13 protein-coding genes and 1 pseudogene are annotated in these 15,317 nt (G+C 66.3%); 9 read left to right on the forward strand and 5 right to left on the reverse strand.

Translation table 11 applies throughout. The features are described 5' to 3' along the window. From ACM14_RS20025 to ACM14_RS20060, 8 genes and pseudogenes are all read left to right on the forward strand, one after another. Positions 1-893 (forward strand): annotated as a pseudogene (locus tag ACM14_RS20025) (thymidine phosphorylase); the annotation flags it as partial. Beyond that, the gene (locus tag ACM14_RS20030; RefSeq protein WP_006226043.1) at positions 890-1,789 is read left to right on the forward strand and encodes a ribose-phosphate pyrophosphokinase; all 900 of its coding nucleotides are present in this window, start codon (positions 890-892) and stop codon (positions 1,787-1,789) included. The pseudogene ACM14_RS20025 and the gene ACM14_RS20030, both read left to right, overlap by 4 nt. Before the next feature lie 53 nt (positions 1,790-1,842). Next, a complete protein-coding gene (locus ACM14_RS20035; RefSeq protein WP_006226044.1) occupies positions 1,843-2,487 on the forward strand; it encodes a DUF6629 family protein in 645 nt (214 codons plus the stop codon). Further along, positions 2,484-2,738 carry a hypothetical protein gene (locus ACM14_RS20040; RefSeq protein ID WP_006226045.1) on the forward strand — a complete coding sequence of 85 codons (255 nt, stop codon included), beginning with the start codon at positions 2,484-2,486 and terminating at the stop codon, positions 2,736-2,738. Before ACM14_RS20035 ends, ACM14_RS20040 begins: the two co-directional genes overlap by 4 nt. Next, positions 2,735-3,766, forward strand: coding sequence for a hydroxyacid dehydrogenase (locus ACM14_RS20045; RefSeq protein ID WP_006226046.1), 1,032 nt, complete (start codon positions 2,735-2,737; stop codon positions 3,764-3,766). Before ACM14_RS20040 ends, ACM14_RS20045 begins: the two co-directional genes overlap by 4 nt. Before the next feature lie 86 nt (positions 3,767-3,852). Further along, a complete protein-coding gene (locus tag ACM14_RS20050) occupies positions 3,853-5,385 on the forward strand; it encodes an AarF/ABC1/UbiB kinase family protein (protein ID WP_006226047.1) in 1,533 nt (510 codons plus the stop codon). Positions 5,386-5,412: 27 nt separating this feature from the next. Then, the gene (locus tag ACM14_RS20055; RefSeq protein ID WP_003090274.1) at positions 5,413-6,468 is read left to right on the forward strand and encodes a type II glyceraldehyde-3-phosphate dehydrogenase; all 1,056 of its coding nucleotides are present in this window, start codon (positions 5,413-5,415) and stop codon (positions 6,466-6,468) included. Further along, a complete protein-coding gene (locus ACM14_RS20060) occupies positions 6,465-7,727 on the forward strand; it encodes an MgtC/SapB family protein (protein WP_003090275.1) in 1,263 nt (420 codons plus the stop codon). Before ACM14_RS20055 ends, ACM14_RS20060 begins: the two co-directional genes overlap by 4 nt. 8 nt (positions 7,728-7,735) lie before the next feature. Here the strand turns inward: ACM14_RS20060 and ACM14_RS20065 are convergent, their stop codons facing one another. Next, the gene (locus ACM14_RS20065; protein WP_003090276.1) at positions 7,736-8,566 is read right to left on the reverse strand and encodes an SDR family oxidoreductase; all 831 of its coding nucleotides are present in this window, start codon (positions 8,564-8,566) and stop codon (positions 7,736-7,738) included. Between the two features lie 105 nt (positions 8,567-8,671). Here ACM14_RS20065 and ACM14_RS20070 point away from each other — a divergent pair, with 105 nt between their 5' ends. Further along, positions 8,672-9,274, forward strand: a complete 603-nt coding sequence (locus ACM14_RS20070; RefSeq protein ID WP_006226048.1) for a TetR family transcriptional regulator — start codon at positions 8,672-8,674, stop codon at positions 9,272-9,274. 177 nt (positions 9,275-9,451) lie between these two features. On the opposite strand, the gene ACM14_RS20075 is transcribed toward ACM14_RS20070, so the two are convergent. From ACM14_RS20075 to ACM14_RS20090, 4 genes are all read right to left on the reverse strand, one after another. Further along, on the reverse strand, positions 9,452-11,881 hold the full coding sequence (locus ACM14_RS20075; protein WP_006226049.1) for a D-xylulose 5-phosphate/D-fructose 6-phosphate phosphoketolase: 2,430 nt from the start codon (positions 11,879-11,881) through the stop codon (positions 9,452-9,454). Positions 11,882-11,998: 117 nt separating this feature from the next. Then, positions 11,999-13,315 carry a cyclopropane-fatty-acyl-phospholipid synthase family protein gene (locus ACM14_RS20080; protein WP_006226050.1) on the reverse strand — a complete coding sequence of 439 codons (1,317 nt, stop codon included), beginning with the start codon at positions 13,313-13,315 and terminating at the stop codon, positions 11,999-12,001. 154 nt (positions 13,316-13,469) lie between these two features. Next, positions 13,470-13,922, reverse strand: a complete 453-nt coding sequence (locus ACM14_RS20085; RefSeq protein WP_016852803.1) for a MerR family transcriptional regulator — start codon at positions 13,920-13,922, stop codon at positions 13,470-13,472. Positions 13,923-14,139: 217 nt separating this feature from the next. After that, positions 14,140-15,273 (reverse strand): acetate/propionate family kinase, encoded by a 1,134-nt coding sequence (locus ACM14_RS20090; protein WP_006226052.1) that lies wholly within the window; start codon positions 15,271-15,273, stop codon positions 14,140-14,142. Positions 15,274-15,317: the final 44 nt, after the last annotated feature.

Below are 15,317 nucleotides of genomic sequence, written 5' to 3' on the forward strand. Positions count from 1 at the left end.
GGTCCAGCCCGGCCGGGACGGCCGACACAATGGAGGTGCTGGCGCCGGTGAACCTGGATGTGCGGAGCATGCGGCGCGTGGTCGAACGCACGGGCGGCTGCATCGTCTGGGGCGGCTCGGTACGGCTCAGCCCCGCCGACGACATCCTCATCCGCGTCGAGCGGCCGCTGGACCTGGACAGCGAGGGCCAGCTCGTCGCCTCGGTCCTGTCCAAGAAGGCCGCTGCGGGCTCGACCCATGTGCTGATCGACCTGCCCGTGGGTGCCACCGCCAAAGTGCGCAGCGCGCAGGCCGCGGCGGCGCTCGGTCGGCGCCTGCAGGAGGTGGGCAGCGCCATCGGCCTGCACGTGGCCTTGCGCGTCACCGATGGTGAGCAGCCGGTCGGCCGCGGGATCGGCCCGGCACTGGAGGCCCGCGACGTGCTGGCCGTCCTACAAGGGACGCCCGAGGCCCCGGCCGACCTGCGGGAGCGAGCGTTGCGGCTGGCGGCGGACATCCTCGAAATGGGCGGTGCAGCGCCCGCCGGCGGCGGCCTGACGCTCGCCACGCAGGTGCTGGCCGACGGCCGCGCCTGGGCCACGTTCCAGGCGATCTGCGCTGAGCAGGGCGGCCTGCGCAGCATCCCGGTGGCAACGCATCGGCACACCGTCGCATCGCCGTCCACGGGACGGGTCTCCCGAATCGACAACCGGCTGCTCGCGCGGGCGGCCAAGCTCGCCGGAGCACCGACCGCCGCTGCCGCCGGCATCGACGTGCATGCGCGCCTGGGCGACCAGGTCGAAGCGGGACAGCCGCTCTTCACGCTGCACGCCCAGGCGCCGGGCGAGCTGGCCTATGCGCTGCAGTTCGTCCGCTCGCGCCCACCGATCTTCCAGATTTCGGAGAACCTATGAAACCTCTCGTTTTTCACCTGCCGGGCGACGAAGACTTCGCCGATGGACTGATCCGGGCGTTGGGCGCGCAGCGGGCTGCCCTGCAACTGCACCGGTTCCCGGACGGCGAGTCGCTGGTGCGGCTGGACGCCGACGTCACCGGCCGCACCGTCGTGATCGTGGCCAGCCTGGCACAGCCGGACGCCAAGGCGCTGCCCTTGTTGTTCGCCGCGGACGCAGCGCGCGACCTCGGCGCCACCCGCGTGTTGCTGGCTGCCCCGTACCTGGCGTACCTGCGTCAGGACCGGCGCTTCAACACGGGCGAAGCCATCACGTCCCGCACGTTTGCTGCGCTGGTGTCGACGGTGTTCGACGGTATCGTCACCGTCGATCCCCATCTGCACCGCTACCGCTCGCTCGGCGAGGTCTACCGGGTGCCGACCCGTGTGGTCCAGTCCGCGCCCGCCATCGCGGCCTGGGTCGCAGCCCATGTGGACCGTCCCGTGTTGATCGGACCCGATGCGGAAAGCGAGCAATGGGTCCAGGAAGTCGCGCGCTTGGCTGGCGCGCCGTTCACGGTGTTGCAGAAGATCCGCCGGGGCGACAAGGACGTGGAGGTCAGCCTTCCCGACACCGCGGCCCTGGCAGACCGCCAGCCCGTGCTCATCGATGACATCGTGTCCAGCGCGCGCACGATGATCCAGGCAATCGCCAGTGTGCGCAGCGTGGGATTGCCGCCACCGGTGTGCATCGGGGTGCACGCCCTGTTCGCCGCCGACGCGTACCACACACTTCTTGCGGCAGGGCCCCAGCGGGTGGTGACCTGCGACACCGTGCCGCATGTCTCCAACGGCATCAGCGTGGTGGCACCGCTGGCGACAGCGGTGCAGGAACTGATGGAAGCCGGCGCGCCATGAGCCGCTGCGCCACGCTCGTCATGACGCTCACGATCGAGGGGAGATGACTGCCCATGTGCTTTTCCGCACCCGCCAGTTTCACGGCCGCAGCGGTTCTGCTGGGCCTGGGGACCGTCACCATGCGCCGGGCCCGCTCACGGCGCGAACTGCCGTATGCCGCCATCCCGCTGCTGTTCGGCGTCCAGCAACTGCTCGAAGGCATGCTGTGGCTGACGTTCCCCGACCGCGCGCCCTTGCTGAACGTGGCGCTGACGCATCTCTACTCGTTCTTCTCGCACGTCCTGTGGCCGATCTACGTCCCGCTGGCTGCGCTGGCGCTGGAGAGCGTCCGTTGGCGCCGTCGGGTTCTGGTGGCCATTGCAGTCGCGGGCGCGCTCGTCGGTCTGTACCTGCTGGCGATGCTGGTGAAGCTGCCCATCACGGCCCGCGTGGTCGGCCAGCACATCCTCTACGACTCTCCGCACTTCTACGTGATGACCACGATGGCCCTGTATCTGATCGGCACCTGCGCAAGCCTGATGGTTTCTAGCCACCGGCGCGTGGCGGCTTTTGGGGTGGCCGCCTTTGTCTCCGCAATCGCCGCCTACATGTTCTATGCAACCTGGTTCATCTCGGTGTGGTGCTTCTTTGCCGCTGGGCTCAGCTTCATCGTGCTGTGGCAGTTCCGTGAGCCCCGAGCGAGGCTGGCCGTGCCATGACGAATCCTCCGGCCAGATTCAAGCCCGCACTGGCCTACGCGGACTGCGGCCGCACGCAGGGCCCGATGCGCTGCGCGGCGTTCTTCACGGTTCAGTTGCTCGACGGATTCGAGACCATGCGCGATGCGGTCGCCGGCCGGCTGCCGACGGTGTTCGCGCAAGCGGAACTCGCGCAAGGCACCAAGACCGGGCACTTCATCGCCGCGTTCTGCATCCTGTCCCTGCACCGGGTAATCGAGGAGGGCTCATGACCGCACAAAACCGTCTGTCCGTTCTGTTCTCCGACATCGCACCGGCGGACCAGGCCGCGCTGCAGCAACGGCTTCCGACCCACTGGCACGCGCACTTCGTCCAGAACGAACGCCTGGTGGTATCCGATGTCGGCGATGAAGACACCGAGGTGCTGTGCGTCTTCGTGCGCACGCGCGTTGACGAATCGGTGCTCCGGTTGCTGCCGCGCGTGCGGCTCGTGGCAACGCGCTCCGCGGGCTTCGATCACATCGACCTGCAGGCTTGCCGCCGACGCGGCATTGCCGTGTGCCACGTGCCGGACTATGGGTCTGCCAGCGTCGCCGAACATGCCTTCGCGCTGCTGCTGGGCGTGGCTCGCCATCTGACACAAGCCCACGAGCGGGCGCGCCAAGGTTCTTTCGCTTACCGCGGCCTCACCGGCTTCGAGCTGGAAGGAAAGACGCTGGGCATCGTCGGGCTGGGCCGGATCGGGCGCCACGTGGCCCGTATCGCCCTGGGGTTCGGCATGGAAGTTCTCGCTTACGACCCGGCCCTCGCCCAATCGCTCGACATCACGGCAGCACCCATCGCCGGCGTCCGCGTGGTGACGTGGGAGCAGATCCTGCAAAGCAGCGATGTTCTGAGCCTTCATGTTCCGGCCACGCAGGCCACGCACCACCTTCTCGATGGCCAGGCCTTCGCGCGCGTGAAACCGGGCATGGTACTGATCAACACGGCACGGGGTGCGCTCATCGACGAGGCCGCCCTGCTGCACGCACTGGAGGCAGGTACCGTCGCCGCAGCAGGTCTGGACGTGCTGGAACAGGAAGGGGATCTGTCTCCCGAAGTGCCCACGGGCTGCGGCGGACTGGGTTGCGATACCGGCTGGTCGGCATCCAGCCCACTGCTGACGCATCCGCGTGTGCTCGTGACACCGCATGTCGGGTTCAATACGTCGGAGGCGATCGCGCGCATCCTCGACGAGACCATCTCGAACATCGCAGCCTGGCATGCGGGCCGCCTGCGCAACAGGTTGGATGAGCCATGACGCGACCGAACCGCCCCGTTTCCACCGTGCGTCTTGCGGGCCGCCCAACGCAACGCTCGGCGCTGCGCCGGGCCACGCAGATCGCTATGGCCCTGAGCGGGTTCCTGCTCTGGGTGGCCTGGCACCGGGGCCTGATGCGCTGCGATACCCACCGGGCGGCCGACCGCTTCGCCGAAGTGCTGCAGCGATTGGGCACGACCTTCGTGAAGCTGGGCCAGCATCTCAGCCTGCGGGCCGACATTCTGGCGCCCGATGCGCAAGAGGCTCTGGCCAGCCTGCAGGCCAATGTGGCGCCGTTTCCTCCCGAGCAGGCGGTCCAGGAGGTCGAGGCGGCGCTCGGCCGCCCATGGCAGCAGGTCTTCGCACGCTTCGACATGCACGCGCTCGCCGCGGCCTCGATCGCCCAGATTCATCGTGCAGCCCTGCCGGACGGGACGGAAGTGGTGGTGAAGATCCGCCGCCCTGGCGCGGCCGAGCAGGCCGAGACCGACATGCGCATCCTGCGCCGCATCGTCCTGGTCATGCAGGGGCTCGTGCCCTCGCTGCGTCGCTGGGGGCTGGCAGCCATCGTGGACGAGGTTGCGGCCAACTTCCGCTACGAGATGGATTTGTCGCGCGAGGCAGCTTCCGTGCGACGTTTCGCCGACGCCTGGCGCGGCTCTGCCGACATCGTGATCCCCGACGTGGTGGACGGCCTGTGCACGCCGACCGTCATGGTCCAGCAGTTCAGCCACGGAGCTCACCTGCACGGTCTGCCTTCGCCCACCGCGGTGGCGGCCGCGGGCAAACTCGTGGACAGCTACGTCGCCCAGATCTTCCGCGATGGCTTCTTCCACGGCGACCCCCATCCCGGCAACGTCTTCGTGATGGACGATGGCCGCATCTGCCTGCACGACTTCGGCATCGTGGGCCGGGTCGACGGCAACATGCGGCGGGCGCTGGTGGCGTTCGCCCTGGCCTTCGTCGAGCAGGATGCCGAATGGGTGGTCGATGCCTGGCTCGACCTGGGCCTGCTCGGCGACGGCACCGATCGGGCCGTGTTCGTGCCTGTCGTGCGTGCCCTGGTCGCAGACTGCGCACAGAGGCCGCTGAAGGACTGGTCGCTCTCAGGTGCTCTCGCGCAGCTCGTGGCGGCGGGCCGGACCCAGGAAGTCCGGCTGCCCAGGGACCTCCTCGTGCTCACGCGTACCCTGTTGTTGCTCGAAGGGACGGTGCGCCTGCTGGCACCCGAGTTTTCCATCATCGAAGCCATCTCTCGCCACACGACCACGGGCGTCTTCGACGAGCCCAAGTCTGCGGCATCGCAGCGTCTGCCATATGAACTGGGGAACGCGGCCCACGCCCTGCCCTCCCTGATGGCGCGGCGTCTGCACAGCGTCTTGCGGCAGGGTGACCTGCTGCAACTGTCGATCAAGCCGGATGCCAGGATGCTGAGCGGGATCGACCGCCTCGGCCGTCGCGTCGCGCTGGCGCTCGTGACGCTCGGCCTGTACATCGCATCGAGCTTGTTGATGCAGCACGGCGTGGGCCCGCGCTGGGGCGACATGCCGGTACTCGCGCTGCTGGGCTATGCGCTGGCGATCCGGTTCACGTTTTCCATCGCGCGCAGCCGCGGCTGAGGCGCCTCATCAAGCAAGGAGTCAGGCATGAACAAGGTCAGAGTGGCGGTGAACGGATACGGTGTGATCGGCAAGCGGGTGGCGGATGCGGTCGCACTCCAGGAGGACATGGCGCTAGCCGGCGTCGCGGATGTGGTGCACGACTATCGCCTGCAGGTGGCCGCGCAGCGCGCTTTCCCGATTTACGCGGCGACCGCTGAAGCCGCACAATCGATGCGTGCTGCGGGGCTTCCTGTCGCGGGCGATCTGGCCGACCTGCTCGCCAACGCGGACGTCGTGGTCGATTGCACACCCAAGAAAGTCGCCGCGGTCAACAAGAGGGCGTACGACGCTGCCGGTGTGAAGTCCATCTTCCATGGCGGCGAGTCCCACGCGTTGACCGGTCATTCGTTCGTCGCGCAGGAGAACTACGCAACCGCGATCGGCCGCACCTCCACCCGGGTGGTGTCCTGCAACACGACGTCGATCGTGCGCACCCTGGGGGCGCTTCGGACAGCGGGCCTGCTCAAGCGAGCCCGCGGGACGCTGATCCGCCGGGCTTCCGACCCGTGGGAGGCGCATGCGGAGGGCATCATCAACACGCTCGTGCCGGAGAAGACGATCCCCAGCCATCAGGGACCGGACGCGCGCACTGTGATCCCGGACCTGGACGTCGTCACGATCGCGGTCAAGGCGCCGCACAACAGCAGCCACCTGCACACCTGGTGGGTCGAACTGACGAGGCCGGCCACGCGCGACGAGGTGCTGGCTGCCTTTCGCGCTGCGCCACGGATCGCGTTCGTGCGATCCTCGGATGGTCTCGTGGCCCTCAACAGCACGGTGGAACTGATGGCCGATCTCGGCCGCCCGCGCGGCGACCTGTGGGAGGTCGCGTTGTGGGAGGACGTGCTTTCGGTCGATGGCGATCAGGCGTACTACACCTACCAGGTCTTCAACCAGGCGATCGTAATCCCCGAGACCATCGATGCCATTCGCGCCTTGAGCGGCATCGAGACCGATCTCCAGGTGTCGATGGCGCGCACCGATGCTTCGCTGGGACTGCAGCGTGATTTCATCCGTGACCGCGTCCAGGTTAGACGATGAGTGAATTCGATGATCCCGCGCTGGTCGGGCTCGGGCTGGCACTCGCTTCGGGACTTCTGATCGGCCTGGAACGGGGATGGCAGCAACGCGAGCGGCCCGAGGGACATCGCGTCGCGGGCGTTCGCACCTTTGCGCTGATCGGCCTGCTCGGCGGCCTTGGCGGGCTGCTGGCCCAGCGCTGGGGAGCCGGCATGCTCATCGCGCTGCTCGTACTCGTCGGGGTGTATCTGGTGGTGGGCTACCTGGTGACGGCGCATATGCATGCCGTGATGGGACTGACCACGTCCGTCGCCGCCCTTGCGACTTTCGCCATCGGGGCGCTGGCGACCAGTGGCGCTTGGCACGTTTCGGCGGTCGCCGCCGTGGTCGTGCTGGCGCTGCTGCGTTTCAAGCAGCTCTTGCACGCCGGCGTCGGCAAGCTGTCCGAGGCGGAGATCAGCAGCGGCACGCAGTTGCTGTTGATCAGCGTGGTCGTACTGCCCGTACTCCCTGATCGTGGCTTTGGCCCCTATGAGGCGTTGAATCCCTATCGCCTTTGGTGGGCCGTTGTCCTGCTGGCAGTGCTGTCGTTCGCTGGGTTCGTCCTGATGCGCTCGCTCGGCAGGAAACGAGGGCTGGTATTCACAGCGCTGCTCGGCGGGATCGTGTCGAGCACCGCCACCACGGCCACGTTGGCGCGCTGGGCCGGGCAGACGCCAGGCTGGCGTCCACTGGCAGCGGCGGGGGCGGCGCTCGCCTGCGCAGCCATGTTTGCGCGCATGGCGGCTCTCGTCGCCATCGCAGCCCCCGGCATCGGCTGGGACCCGGTGGTCATCTTCGTGGCCATGGCCGTGGCTGGCGGTGTTCTGGGGACGTTCCTGGCGGCGCGGTCGCCCGCCGACGACTTGCCCGAACTTCAGCTTGGCAACCCATTGCAGCTGCGCTCCGCGCTCCAGTTCGCAGCCTTCCTGGCCGCGGTGATGCTGGCAGGCCGCTTTCTTGCCGATCGCTTCGGGGATGCTGGCGTCATGCTGACCGCCGCTGCCTCGGGTCTGGTGGACGTCGATGCGATCACGCTCTCGATTGGCCGCCTGGTGACCGAGGGCGCCGTCACCGCCGCTTCGGCCACCCTGGCCTTGTTCATCGCCGCATCCGTCAATCAGGTCACCAAACTTGTCCTGTTGATGTCGCTGGCCGGTAGGGCGCTCGCATGGAGAGTGCTGCCGTCGTACGCGGCCATGGCTGCTGCTGGCTTTGCCGTCGCCCTGGGCTTGACCTGAAACAGCGATCAGCTATCGAAGGCCACCGATCGCGCCAGACTCTCCTGCGCTTCAAGAGCAGACAGCCTGCCCTTGAGCGCCGCCTGGATGACGCCGAAGGCGTCACCGCCCAGCGCCACCCGAAGCGGTGGCTTCTCGCTCGTGGCCGTGTCGAAGATCCGGTGCGCGATCTTCTGCGGATCGAGCGTGTACAACTCGTCACCCGCGTTCTCGAACATCGCGCGAATCTGTCCAGCAGGCGTGTCCTGATAGGCGGGGTTCGCCAGCGCGTACTGCAAATTGCGGCTGAAGCTCGTGCGTGCGCCGCCCGGTTCAATGAGTGTGACGAAGACCCCAAACCCCTCCAGTTCCTGGCGAAGGCATTCGCTGAAGCCTTCCAGACCCCATTTCGCGGCGTGGTAAAGACTGCTGGTCGGCAGGGAGCCTTGGCCACTGGCGCTGGAGATTTGGATGATCCGACCGGCTCGCCGTGTGCGCATGGCGGGAATGAAGGCCCGCGTGACGTGCACCGGCGCCAGCAGGTTGAGGCTGATCTGCCCTTCGATGTCCGCGTCGGAAAACTCTTCGGTGGCGCCGATGATGCCGCCGCCGGCGTTGTTGACCAGGACATCGACCGGGCGGCGGGCCTCGGCGCGCTGGACCACGGGTGCGATGTCCCCCTTCACGGTCACGTCGAGCCGTTCGACAACGAGCTGGTCACCGTAGCGTGCTGCCAGGTCGTCGAGCGTCTCGGGACGCCTGACGGTGGCCGTGAGGTCATCCCCCGAAGCCAGGATGATTTCGGCAAGATGGCGACCGATGCCGCTGGATGCGCCGGTGAGGAACCAATGTCTGGACATAAATGCACTCCTGTGATTTACTTACCAACTAGTTTGTAAGTTGATGGCACCCGTGTCAAGCGATGATGGGCGCTCGGGTGAAATGTTGTTGAGGAGTAACGGCCCATGGCCAAGAGACGTCCCGCCGAGACCCAGCAAATGCTGCTGGATGCTGCGCTGGGGGAATTTGCCGAGAACGGGCTGGCGGGGGCACGAATTGACCGGATCGCGGCGGCTGCAGGCATCAGCAAGCCGATGCTTTATGTCCATTTCGGGGACAAGGAGGCTCTCTTCGACGCCGTGCTCAGCCGGGAAATCCTCGCCGCGGCGCAGGACGAGCGCTTCGATGCGGACGATCTTCCCGGCTATGCGGGGCGCACCTACGATTTGCTCACCGAGCGGCCGCACCTATGGCGGCTCATGACCTGGTTCCACCTGGAGCGAGGCCAAGAAGTGCTCCTGCTCCCCGCCGGTCACAGCGTACTGGAAGCCAAACATGCGGCCATCACCGCTGCCCAGGCCGAAGGACGCATCACCGCGGATTTCACGCCTGATGAGATCGTGCGACTGGTAGCGACGATCGTGCAAACGTGGTGCATGGCACCGGCGGCGAGGGATTCGCAGGAGCACGAGGCGCGCAGACGGGCGATTCAGTTGGCGATTGCGCGGATGCTTTCGCCTGGCAAATCCCCTCTCCAGCGCGGGAAAATAGTTGACGCCTCGCGCTGAACGCCCGGACAAGGAAGTGCTACTTGGCACGGGAGGACGACATTCAGGCGCGACGTGGCCATCGGTCCCACAGCCATTCGTCAGACATCCGAACCCAGTGCGACCTGGCAACGCACATGAAGAAGCAGAGTGCGTTGGCGCAATCAGCGTCCGGTCGTGGGTCGTGCTGGAAGGGGGTTAAGCCGAGACCGTGATGACGCGCGGGTCGCCACGCCCCTGCACGGCGGCCCACTCCTCGGCGCTCAGCAAGCTCTGCGGATCGACACCGAGCCCTTGAGCGGCCTCCGCCGCGACGTGCGCCCACGTGCAACGGTTCGCGAACAGCATGCCGGCCACATCGAGTGTCCCGCCGCGCGCCTGGTAGCCCAAGGCACGGGTCTGCCGCGCCCCTGTATCGATCCGACGCATCAGGCCCAGCGTCGGCTCGGGTCGCATGTGCGAGACGATGACGCGCACGGCGGCAGTCTCCGGGAACAGGGCGCGCAAGGCCTGGTCGCCGGCCACAAAGTCCTGCTCGCGTTCGTCGCGGGGTGCTCTGAAGCGGCCCGGCTCGATGACGCAGGTCACTGCGGTCCGATGTCCAGCGGCTTCGAGGCGCCGCGCCGCAAGCAGGGCCTGCTGTAGCTGGTATGCGCCGATGGCAACCAGCAACACGTCGGGGGCGTCGCAGGGCTTCACCACCCAACCACCCTGATCGACCAAGCGTTCGGCCTGCTCGGCACTCAACTGGCTGGCGACGGCCCGCTTGGGAACGACCAGCGTCCAGAACTGGCCATGCGAGGCGTAGGCCGCGCGCAGCGCCGCAACGGCACTGTTGGCATCGACCGGGAACAACACGCGCGAGGTGTCGGACATTTCGCCCAACAGCGCTTCGGCCAGCGTCGGATCCTGGTGCGACTGCTCGTTCTTGCCGTTCTCCCAGGTGTGGGACGTCGCAACCGTGACCACCGACAGCCATCCGGGTGGTGTGCCTGCCTGCGCCTGATGTCGCGCGAACAGCATTTCCTGGCGCAGCGCGCCCAGCATCTTGACGGCAAATGCCTCGTAAGAGACGACCAAGTTGATGCCGCCCTTGTTGCCCAGCGCCGCGCTGACCACCGCTTCTTCGTTGAGCGCCGTGATCACGGCGCCATCGACGGCCTCCGCCAGGCCCGGTTCGGGCGTGAAGACGCGGTGTTTGAGCAGGTCCAATGTCTGGCCCATGCGGTTGCTGCGCAGCTCGTCCGGATTGCCTACCCGCGGACGCAGCTGTGGGTTGGCTTGGACGAGGGCCGCGAAGGCTCCGTCGAGTGCCGCCATTGGCGAGACCTCGCCCTGGCCCGCAACATGCCACTGCGGAACCGGAAGTCTGGGGGCCGCCACCTGGCGGTGCGCCAGGGCATGGTCCCGCTCCAGGGGACGATGCTGCACTTCGTGCCGGCGCAGTAGTGCGACCGCTTCGTCGAGTTCGTGCGACGGCACGAAGAGAGCGCGAGCACCCTCGTTGAACTGCTGAAGCGCTATCTGGTCGACCCGGGGGTTCCCCTCCAGCGGCAGGTTGTGCGCGGCATTGGTTCCAGCACCGGGGAAGCCGAATCCCTTGGGCGCTTCGGCGATGGTGTAGTGGAGGGGTACCGGGTACTGAACGGTGCCCTGCGAAACTCCAGCCGCGCAGGCCGACAACCGCTCCTCCATCGCGTGAACGGCCCAGGCGAACGCGGCGGGGTCGGTGCCGTCGATCTCCATCGGGTCGAAGCCGTTCAGCCGCAGATGCTGGTGGAACCATTCTCGGCCCCCCTGCTGCTGCATGGTGCTGCGCTGTTCGATGCGGCGACCGTTGAGGATCATGAACGGTGCCACGAAGCCGCTGTCTTCTGCCCGCCACCAGCGCGGCGCCCAGTCACTGCCACGCTGCTCCTCGAAAGCGCCGTCGCTGAGGAACACCACCAGCCGCTCGCCGGGCAAGGGCATGTGCACGTACTGCAGTTCGGCAAAGCCGAGATAGCCGCCCTCGGACAGACCGCCTGCCGTATTCGGGCCGACGTGGCTGCCCAGCGGCGAGGCGGGACGCCCCTGTGCGTCGATCGCGTAGCTATAGAAATCCCGGGCAAAGCGCGTGAGGCCGCTTTCGCTGCGGTCGTATCTCTCGGCGTGGCGCGGCGTCATGTTGCCCACCAGAAGGTTGCAGGCATCGATGCCCGCGACGCAATGGCCCTGGCCCATCAACCAGCCACGCGTCAACCCACTGAGCGCGTTCGCGGCCAGGTAGCCGACATAGGCCGGCACGATGTTCAGCGCCCCACCGGTATGCCCCTCCGGCGTCTCCTTGAAATCCTCGGCTCTCATCTCCCGGCCATCGGGATAGACCCGGTCGGCATAGGTCATGTGAACCGTCAACCACATGCCTGCCACGGCCAGGCGGTCCGCCGACCAGAGCGTGCGATACACCGCGGTTGTGTCGCTCGCCTTGCCTTCGGCAACCAGCACCTGTGCGAGATCGTGGACTCGCAGTTGCGTGAGATCGTTGTGGGTGATGGGGCCGTGGCCGCGCGCCCAGCGGGCGAACTCGGGATCAGACTCGCGGAACACGCGGACGCGCTCGGCGACCCAGGGAAGCTCGTGGTTCATGTGGAAAGTCCTTGAGAGCCGGCACGCAGGTAAGCGCGACGGCGAGATTGGGAAGGCTGGCGTCTGTGATCGTCTTTCGCGCGCCAGCGGCACGGCCATCTAGCGTTCATGGCTGTGTTATCCATAAAGATCAGAGCGGGTCAAGGGCACGGGCCAGCTTCCGCCGTCGCGTTTGGACGCGACGATCTGGTAGATCCCAGTCCCCCCGGCCTCGAATTCCAGTGCACACGCCGCCATGTACAAGCGCCAGATGCGGAAGGTCACCTCATCGACCTCCCGCAAGGCCTCCTCCCGGCGCGCTTCGAGTCGCTGGACCCAATGACGCAAGGTCAGCGCGTAGTGGGGTCGAAGACCTTCGACGTCATGGATCTCGAAGCCGGAGCGCTCCATCCCTAGCTGGATATTGCTGACGCAGTCCAATTCGCCGTCGGGGAAGACGTAGCGGTTGATGAACTCAGTCGCGACGGTTCGGCTCCAGCCCTCCTCGTCATGGGTGATCCCGTGGTTGAGGAAGAGTCCTCCTGGCCGCAAAACCCGCTGGACCACCGCGTAGTAGGCCGGTAGGTTCGCGAGTCCCACGTGCTCGAACATGCCAATGCTTGACACCTTGTCGAAAACGGCCGTGCCTTCGAGGTCACGGTAGTCGCGCAGTTCAACGGTGACGAGATCCTGCAGGCCCTCCGAGCGGATGCGCTCGCGCGCGTATTCGAGTTGCTGTTGGCTGAGCGTGATGCCGTGCGCACGGACGCCATGTTCTCTTGCCGCCCAGCACACGAGCGCGCCCCAGCCGCAGCCGATGTCGAGCAGGCGTTCGCCTCGCTGCAGGCGCAGCTTGCGGCAGATGTGCTCCAGCTTGTTGCGCTGAGCCTGGTCCAGCGTGTCATCCGTCGCCTTGAAATAGCCACATGAGTAGACCCTCTCGGCATCGAGCCAGAGTCCATAGAACGCGTTGGACACATCGTAGTGAAAGGAGATTGCGGCCTGATCGGTTTGACGCGAATGGCGATGGGAGAAGCGACGTGCGACGCGCGAGGCCAGACTCCGCGAGGGCTTCAACCCGTCCTGGTCGGACACGCGCAGCAGCAGTGCGTCGCGCAACAGGGCCAGTTTGTCGCGCCAAGAGAGCGAAAACCTCTCGAAATGCGCCTTGAGCCCGAGCGCGGTGTACAGGTCTCCCTCAATGTCGATGGTGCCGCGGAAATAGGCTTCCGCCAGCAGCAGCGGATCCGGGCGCAGGACCAAGCGACGCAGCAGACCCGGGTCACGGATGATCAGGGTGTATTCCGGGTGCGATTCGAGCTCGTGCAAGAGCATATCGCCCAGACGCAACGCCGGCGGGCGCTCGATGCCGGCCAGCAGCCGGCGCAAGATCCGTAGCGCGGCGGCATATCCGTCGGGCGATACGGTTCGATCCCGTGTCGTGAGGTGGCTCATTGGGGGCGCCTCGCTCGCTCGTGTGCAGCGGATGCTGCGAAGTGGATAGACGACTCATACTTGGCGCTGGCGTGATCGGCACGACCACAACCGCTGCACCGCATGTACGTAGAGCGTCGTGATGCCGGGGAATGTCGACGATGATCAGAGCGATTCATGCGCGTACACGACGGGACTTCGCGCGCACCGAATTGCGCTGAACGTCCGCATCCGCTCCTTCGATCAAACCGCAGACGGAATGGCCATCCGGGACGCCGTCCGGCAGCCGCTTCCAGTCGCGCTCTGCCTGCTGCATGCGGCGATGCAAATCTGTCGCCTCCTTCAGCCGCCGGGCCTGCTCGTCAAGCCGTTCGCTCAGCAGCGCCCGCGCGCGCGGACAAGGCGATGCACCGCGCTGGCTCATCTCGACAAACTCTGCAGCGTCCTTGAGCGTGAAGCCGAGGGCCAATGCATTGCGTATGAAACGAACCCGGGTGACGCTTCGATCCGAGAATGCGCGGTAGCCGTTCGTGCCCCGGCCATCGGGCACCACAAGCCCCACCCGAAGGTAGTGACGCAACGTGTCCGGTGTGACGCCTGCCGCCTTGGCGCATTCAATGAGTTGCATCACCATCCTCCAGCAAGGTTGTCTTGAATCCCTTCACTTTCGAGCGAGTTTGAACCCAGGTGCTGCACATGGGTCAAGGGCCCGGTGTCTGAACCGCTCCGTTTCTTCCTTCAACGTGCGGTTGGATGGGCAACTGGACCATCATCGGCGCGAGCATCAACGGGCGTGGCTCCCGGCCCGGAGGAAGACTTATCGTGGTCTTGTCCCAGTTCATTGCCTATACCAAACCACTTGCCTGGTCATTCAGCGCTCGGAACGTCTCACGCGCGATCGCTAACTGCTCGCGTGCTTGAACCACCAGCACGGCGACGGCGGATCGGGATGACTGCAACTGGGCGACTTCAGTGTTGGGCGAGTAGGCGCGATTGCGCTCTTCGTCTAGTTCCAGGCCGATGAACTCCAGGCCATCAACGATGCGCCGACGCAACGCGGCCGAATTTTCTCCAGCTCCGCCAGTGAAGGCCACAGCATCGCAACCGCCCATCGCGGCGGCGTAGGCGCCGATGTATTTGCGCACGCGGTACGCGTGAACCTGCATTGCCAGTTGGGCGGCTCCGACTCCTTCTCCCGCGCGCTTCTCCACAATCCGCAGGTCCGAACTCTCACCCGACAATCCTTTGAGTCCACTGTCGCTGTAAAGCGCCGCCTCGATCTGCGCCAACGTCAAACCCAGTGCGCGTGCGACGAAGCCGGGTACGCCAGGGTCGAGGTCTCCACAGCGCGTGCCCATCACAAGACCTTCAAGCGCGGTCATTCCCATAGATGTATCGACCGACCTTCCGCGATCGATCGCGCAGACGCTGGCGCCGCTTCCAATGTGGCAGCTCACGATACGAAGTTCTGACGGCGGCCGTTTCAGCTCGGTGCTGACGGCGGCCAGTACACCCTGGTGGGACAGGCCATGGAAGCCGTATCTCCGTACCCCTGCCGCGCGCCACGATGGCGGAACAGCATAGGAATGGGCGTATTCGGGCATGTCGTCATGGAAAGCGGTGTCGAAGACCGCGACGTGGCGCACGCCGGGCCAACGCTCACGGGTCAGGCGTATGCCGGCCAATGCGGCAGGATTGTGATGCGGCGCCAGAGCCGAAGCCTTGCCGATCTCGCGTTCGACTTCTTCATCCACGAGCACCGCGTTGCTCAACAGTGGGCCACCGTGTGCGACGCGGTGACCAATGCCATCGAGCGTTGTGACACCCGCCCTGTGCAAGTGCCGCTCGATCTCCTCGAAGGTCGCAGCATCCACCGCAGGATGATCAATCGCCGAGTCGATCAATGGCAAGGTACGAGCCGACTCGAAAACTCCGAACTTCAGGGTCGCACTGCCGGCATTGATGGCGAGGACGCGCATGTCGGAGCTCCGTCAGCGCCGGTCAGTGCCGACGTCGCCGCCAT

Source organism: Delftia sp. JD2 (assembly GCF_001682645.1).
Lineage (GTDB): Bacteria > Pseudomonadota > Gammaproteobacteria > Burkholderiales > Burkholderiaceae_C > Comamonas > Comamonas acidovorans.

Coding starts and splice junctions, on each gene's coding strand:
- ACM14_RS20030 (WP_006226043.1), top strand. CDS start 890: ATGAAACCTCTCGTTTTTCACCTGCCGGGCGACGAAGACTTCGCCGAT.
- ACM14_RS20035 (WP_006226044.1), top strand. CDS start 1,843: ATGTGCTTTTCCGCACCCGCCAGTTTCACGGCCGCAGCGGTTCTGCTG.
- ACM14_RS20040 (WP_006226045.1), top strand. CDS start 2,484: ATGACGAATCCTCCGGCCAGATTCAAGCCCGCACTGGCCTACGCGGAC.
- ACM14_RS20045 (WP_006226046.1), top strand. CDS start 2,735: ATGACCGCACAAAACCGTCTGTCCGTTCTGTTCTCCGACATCGCACCG.
- ACM14_RS20050 (WP_006226047.1), top strand. CDS start 3,853: ATGGCCCTGAGCGGGTTCCTGCTCTGGGTGGCCTGGCACCGGGGCCTG.
- ACM14_RS20055 (WP_003090274.1), top strand. CDS start 5,413: ATGAACAAGGTCAGAGTGGCGGTGAACGGATACGGTGTGATCGGCAAG.
- ACM14_RS20060 (WP_003090275.1), top strand. CDS start 6,465: ATGAGTGAATTCGATGATCCCGCGCTGGTCGGGCTCGGGCTGGCACTC.
- ACM14_RS20065 (WP_003090276.1), bottom strand. CDS start 8,566: ATGTCCAGACATTGGTTCCTCACCGGCGCATCCAGCGGCATCGGTCGC.
- ACM14_RS20070 (WP_006226048.1), top strand. CDS start 8,672: ATGGCCAAGAGACGTCCCGCCGAGACCCAGCAAATGCTGCTGGATGCT.
- ACM14_RS20075 (WP_006226049.1), bottom strand. CDS start 11,881: ATGAACCACGAGCTTCCCTGGGTCGCCGAGCGCGTCCGCGTGTTCCGC.
- ACM14_RS20080 (WP_006226050.1), bottom strand. CDS start 13,315: ATGAGCCACCTCACGACACGGGATCGAACCGTATCGCCCGACGGATAT.
- ACM14_RS20085 (WP_016852803.1), bottom strand. CDS start 13,922: ATGCAACTCATTGAATGCGCCAAGGCGGCAGGCGTCACACCGGACACG.
- ACM14_RS20090 (WP_006226052.1), bottom strand. CDS start 15,273: ATGCGCGTCCTCGCCATCAATGCCGGCAGTGCGACCCTGAAGTTCGGA.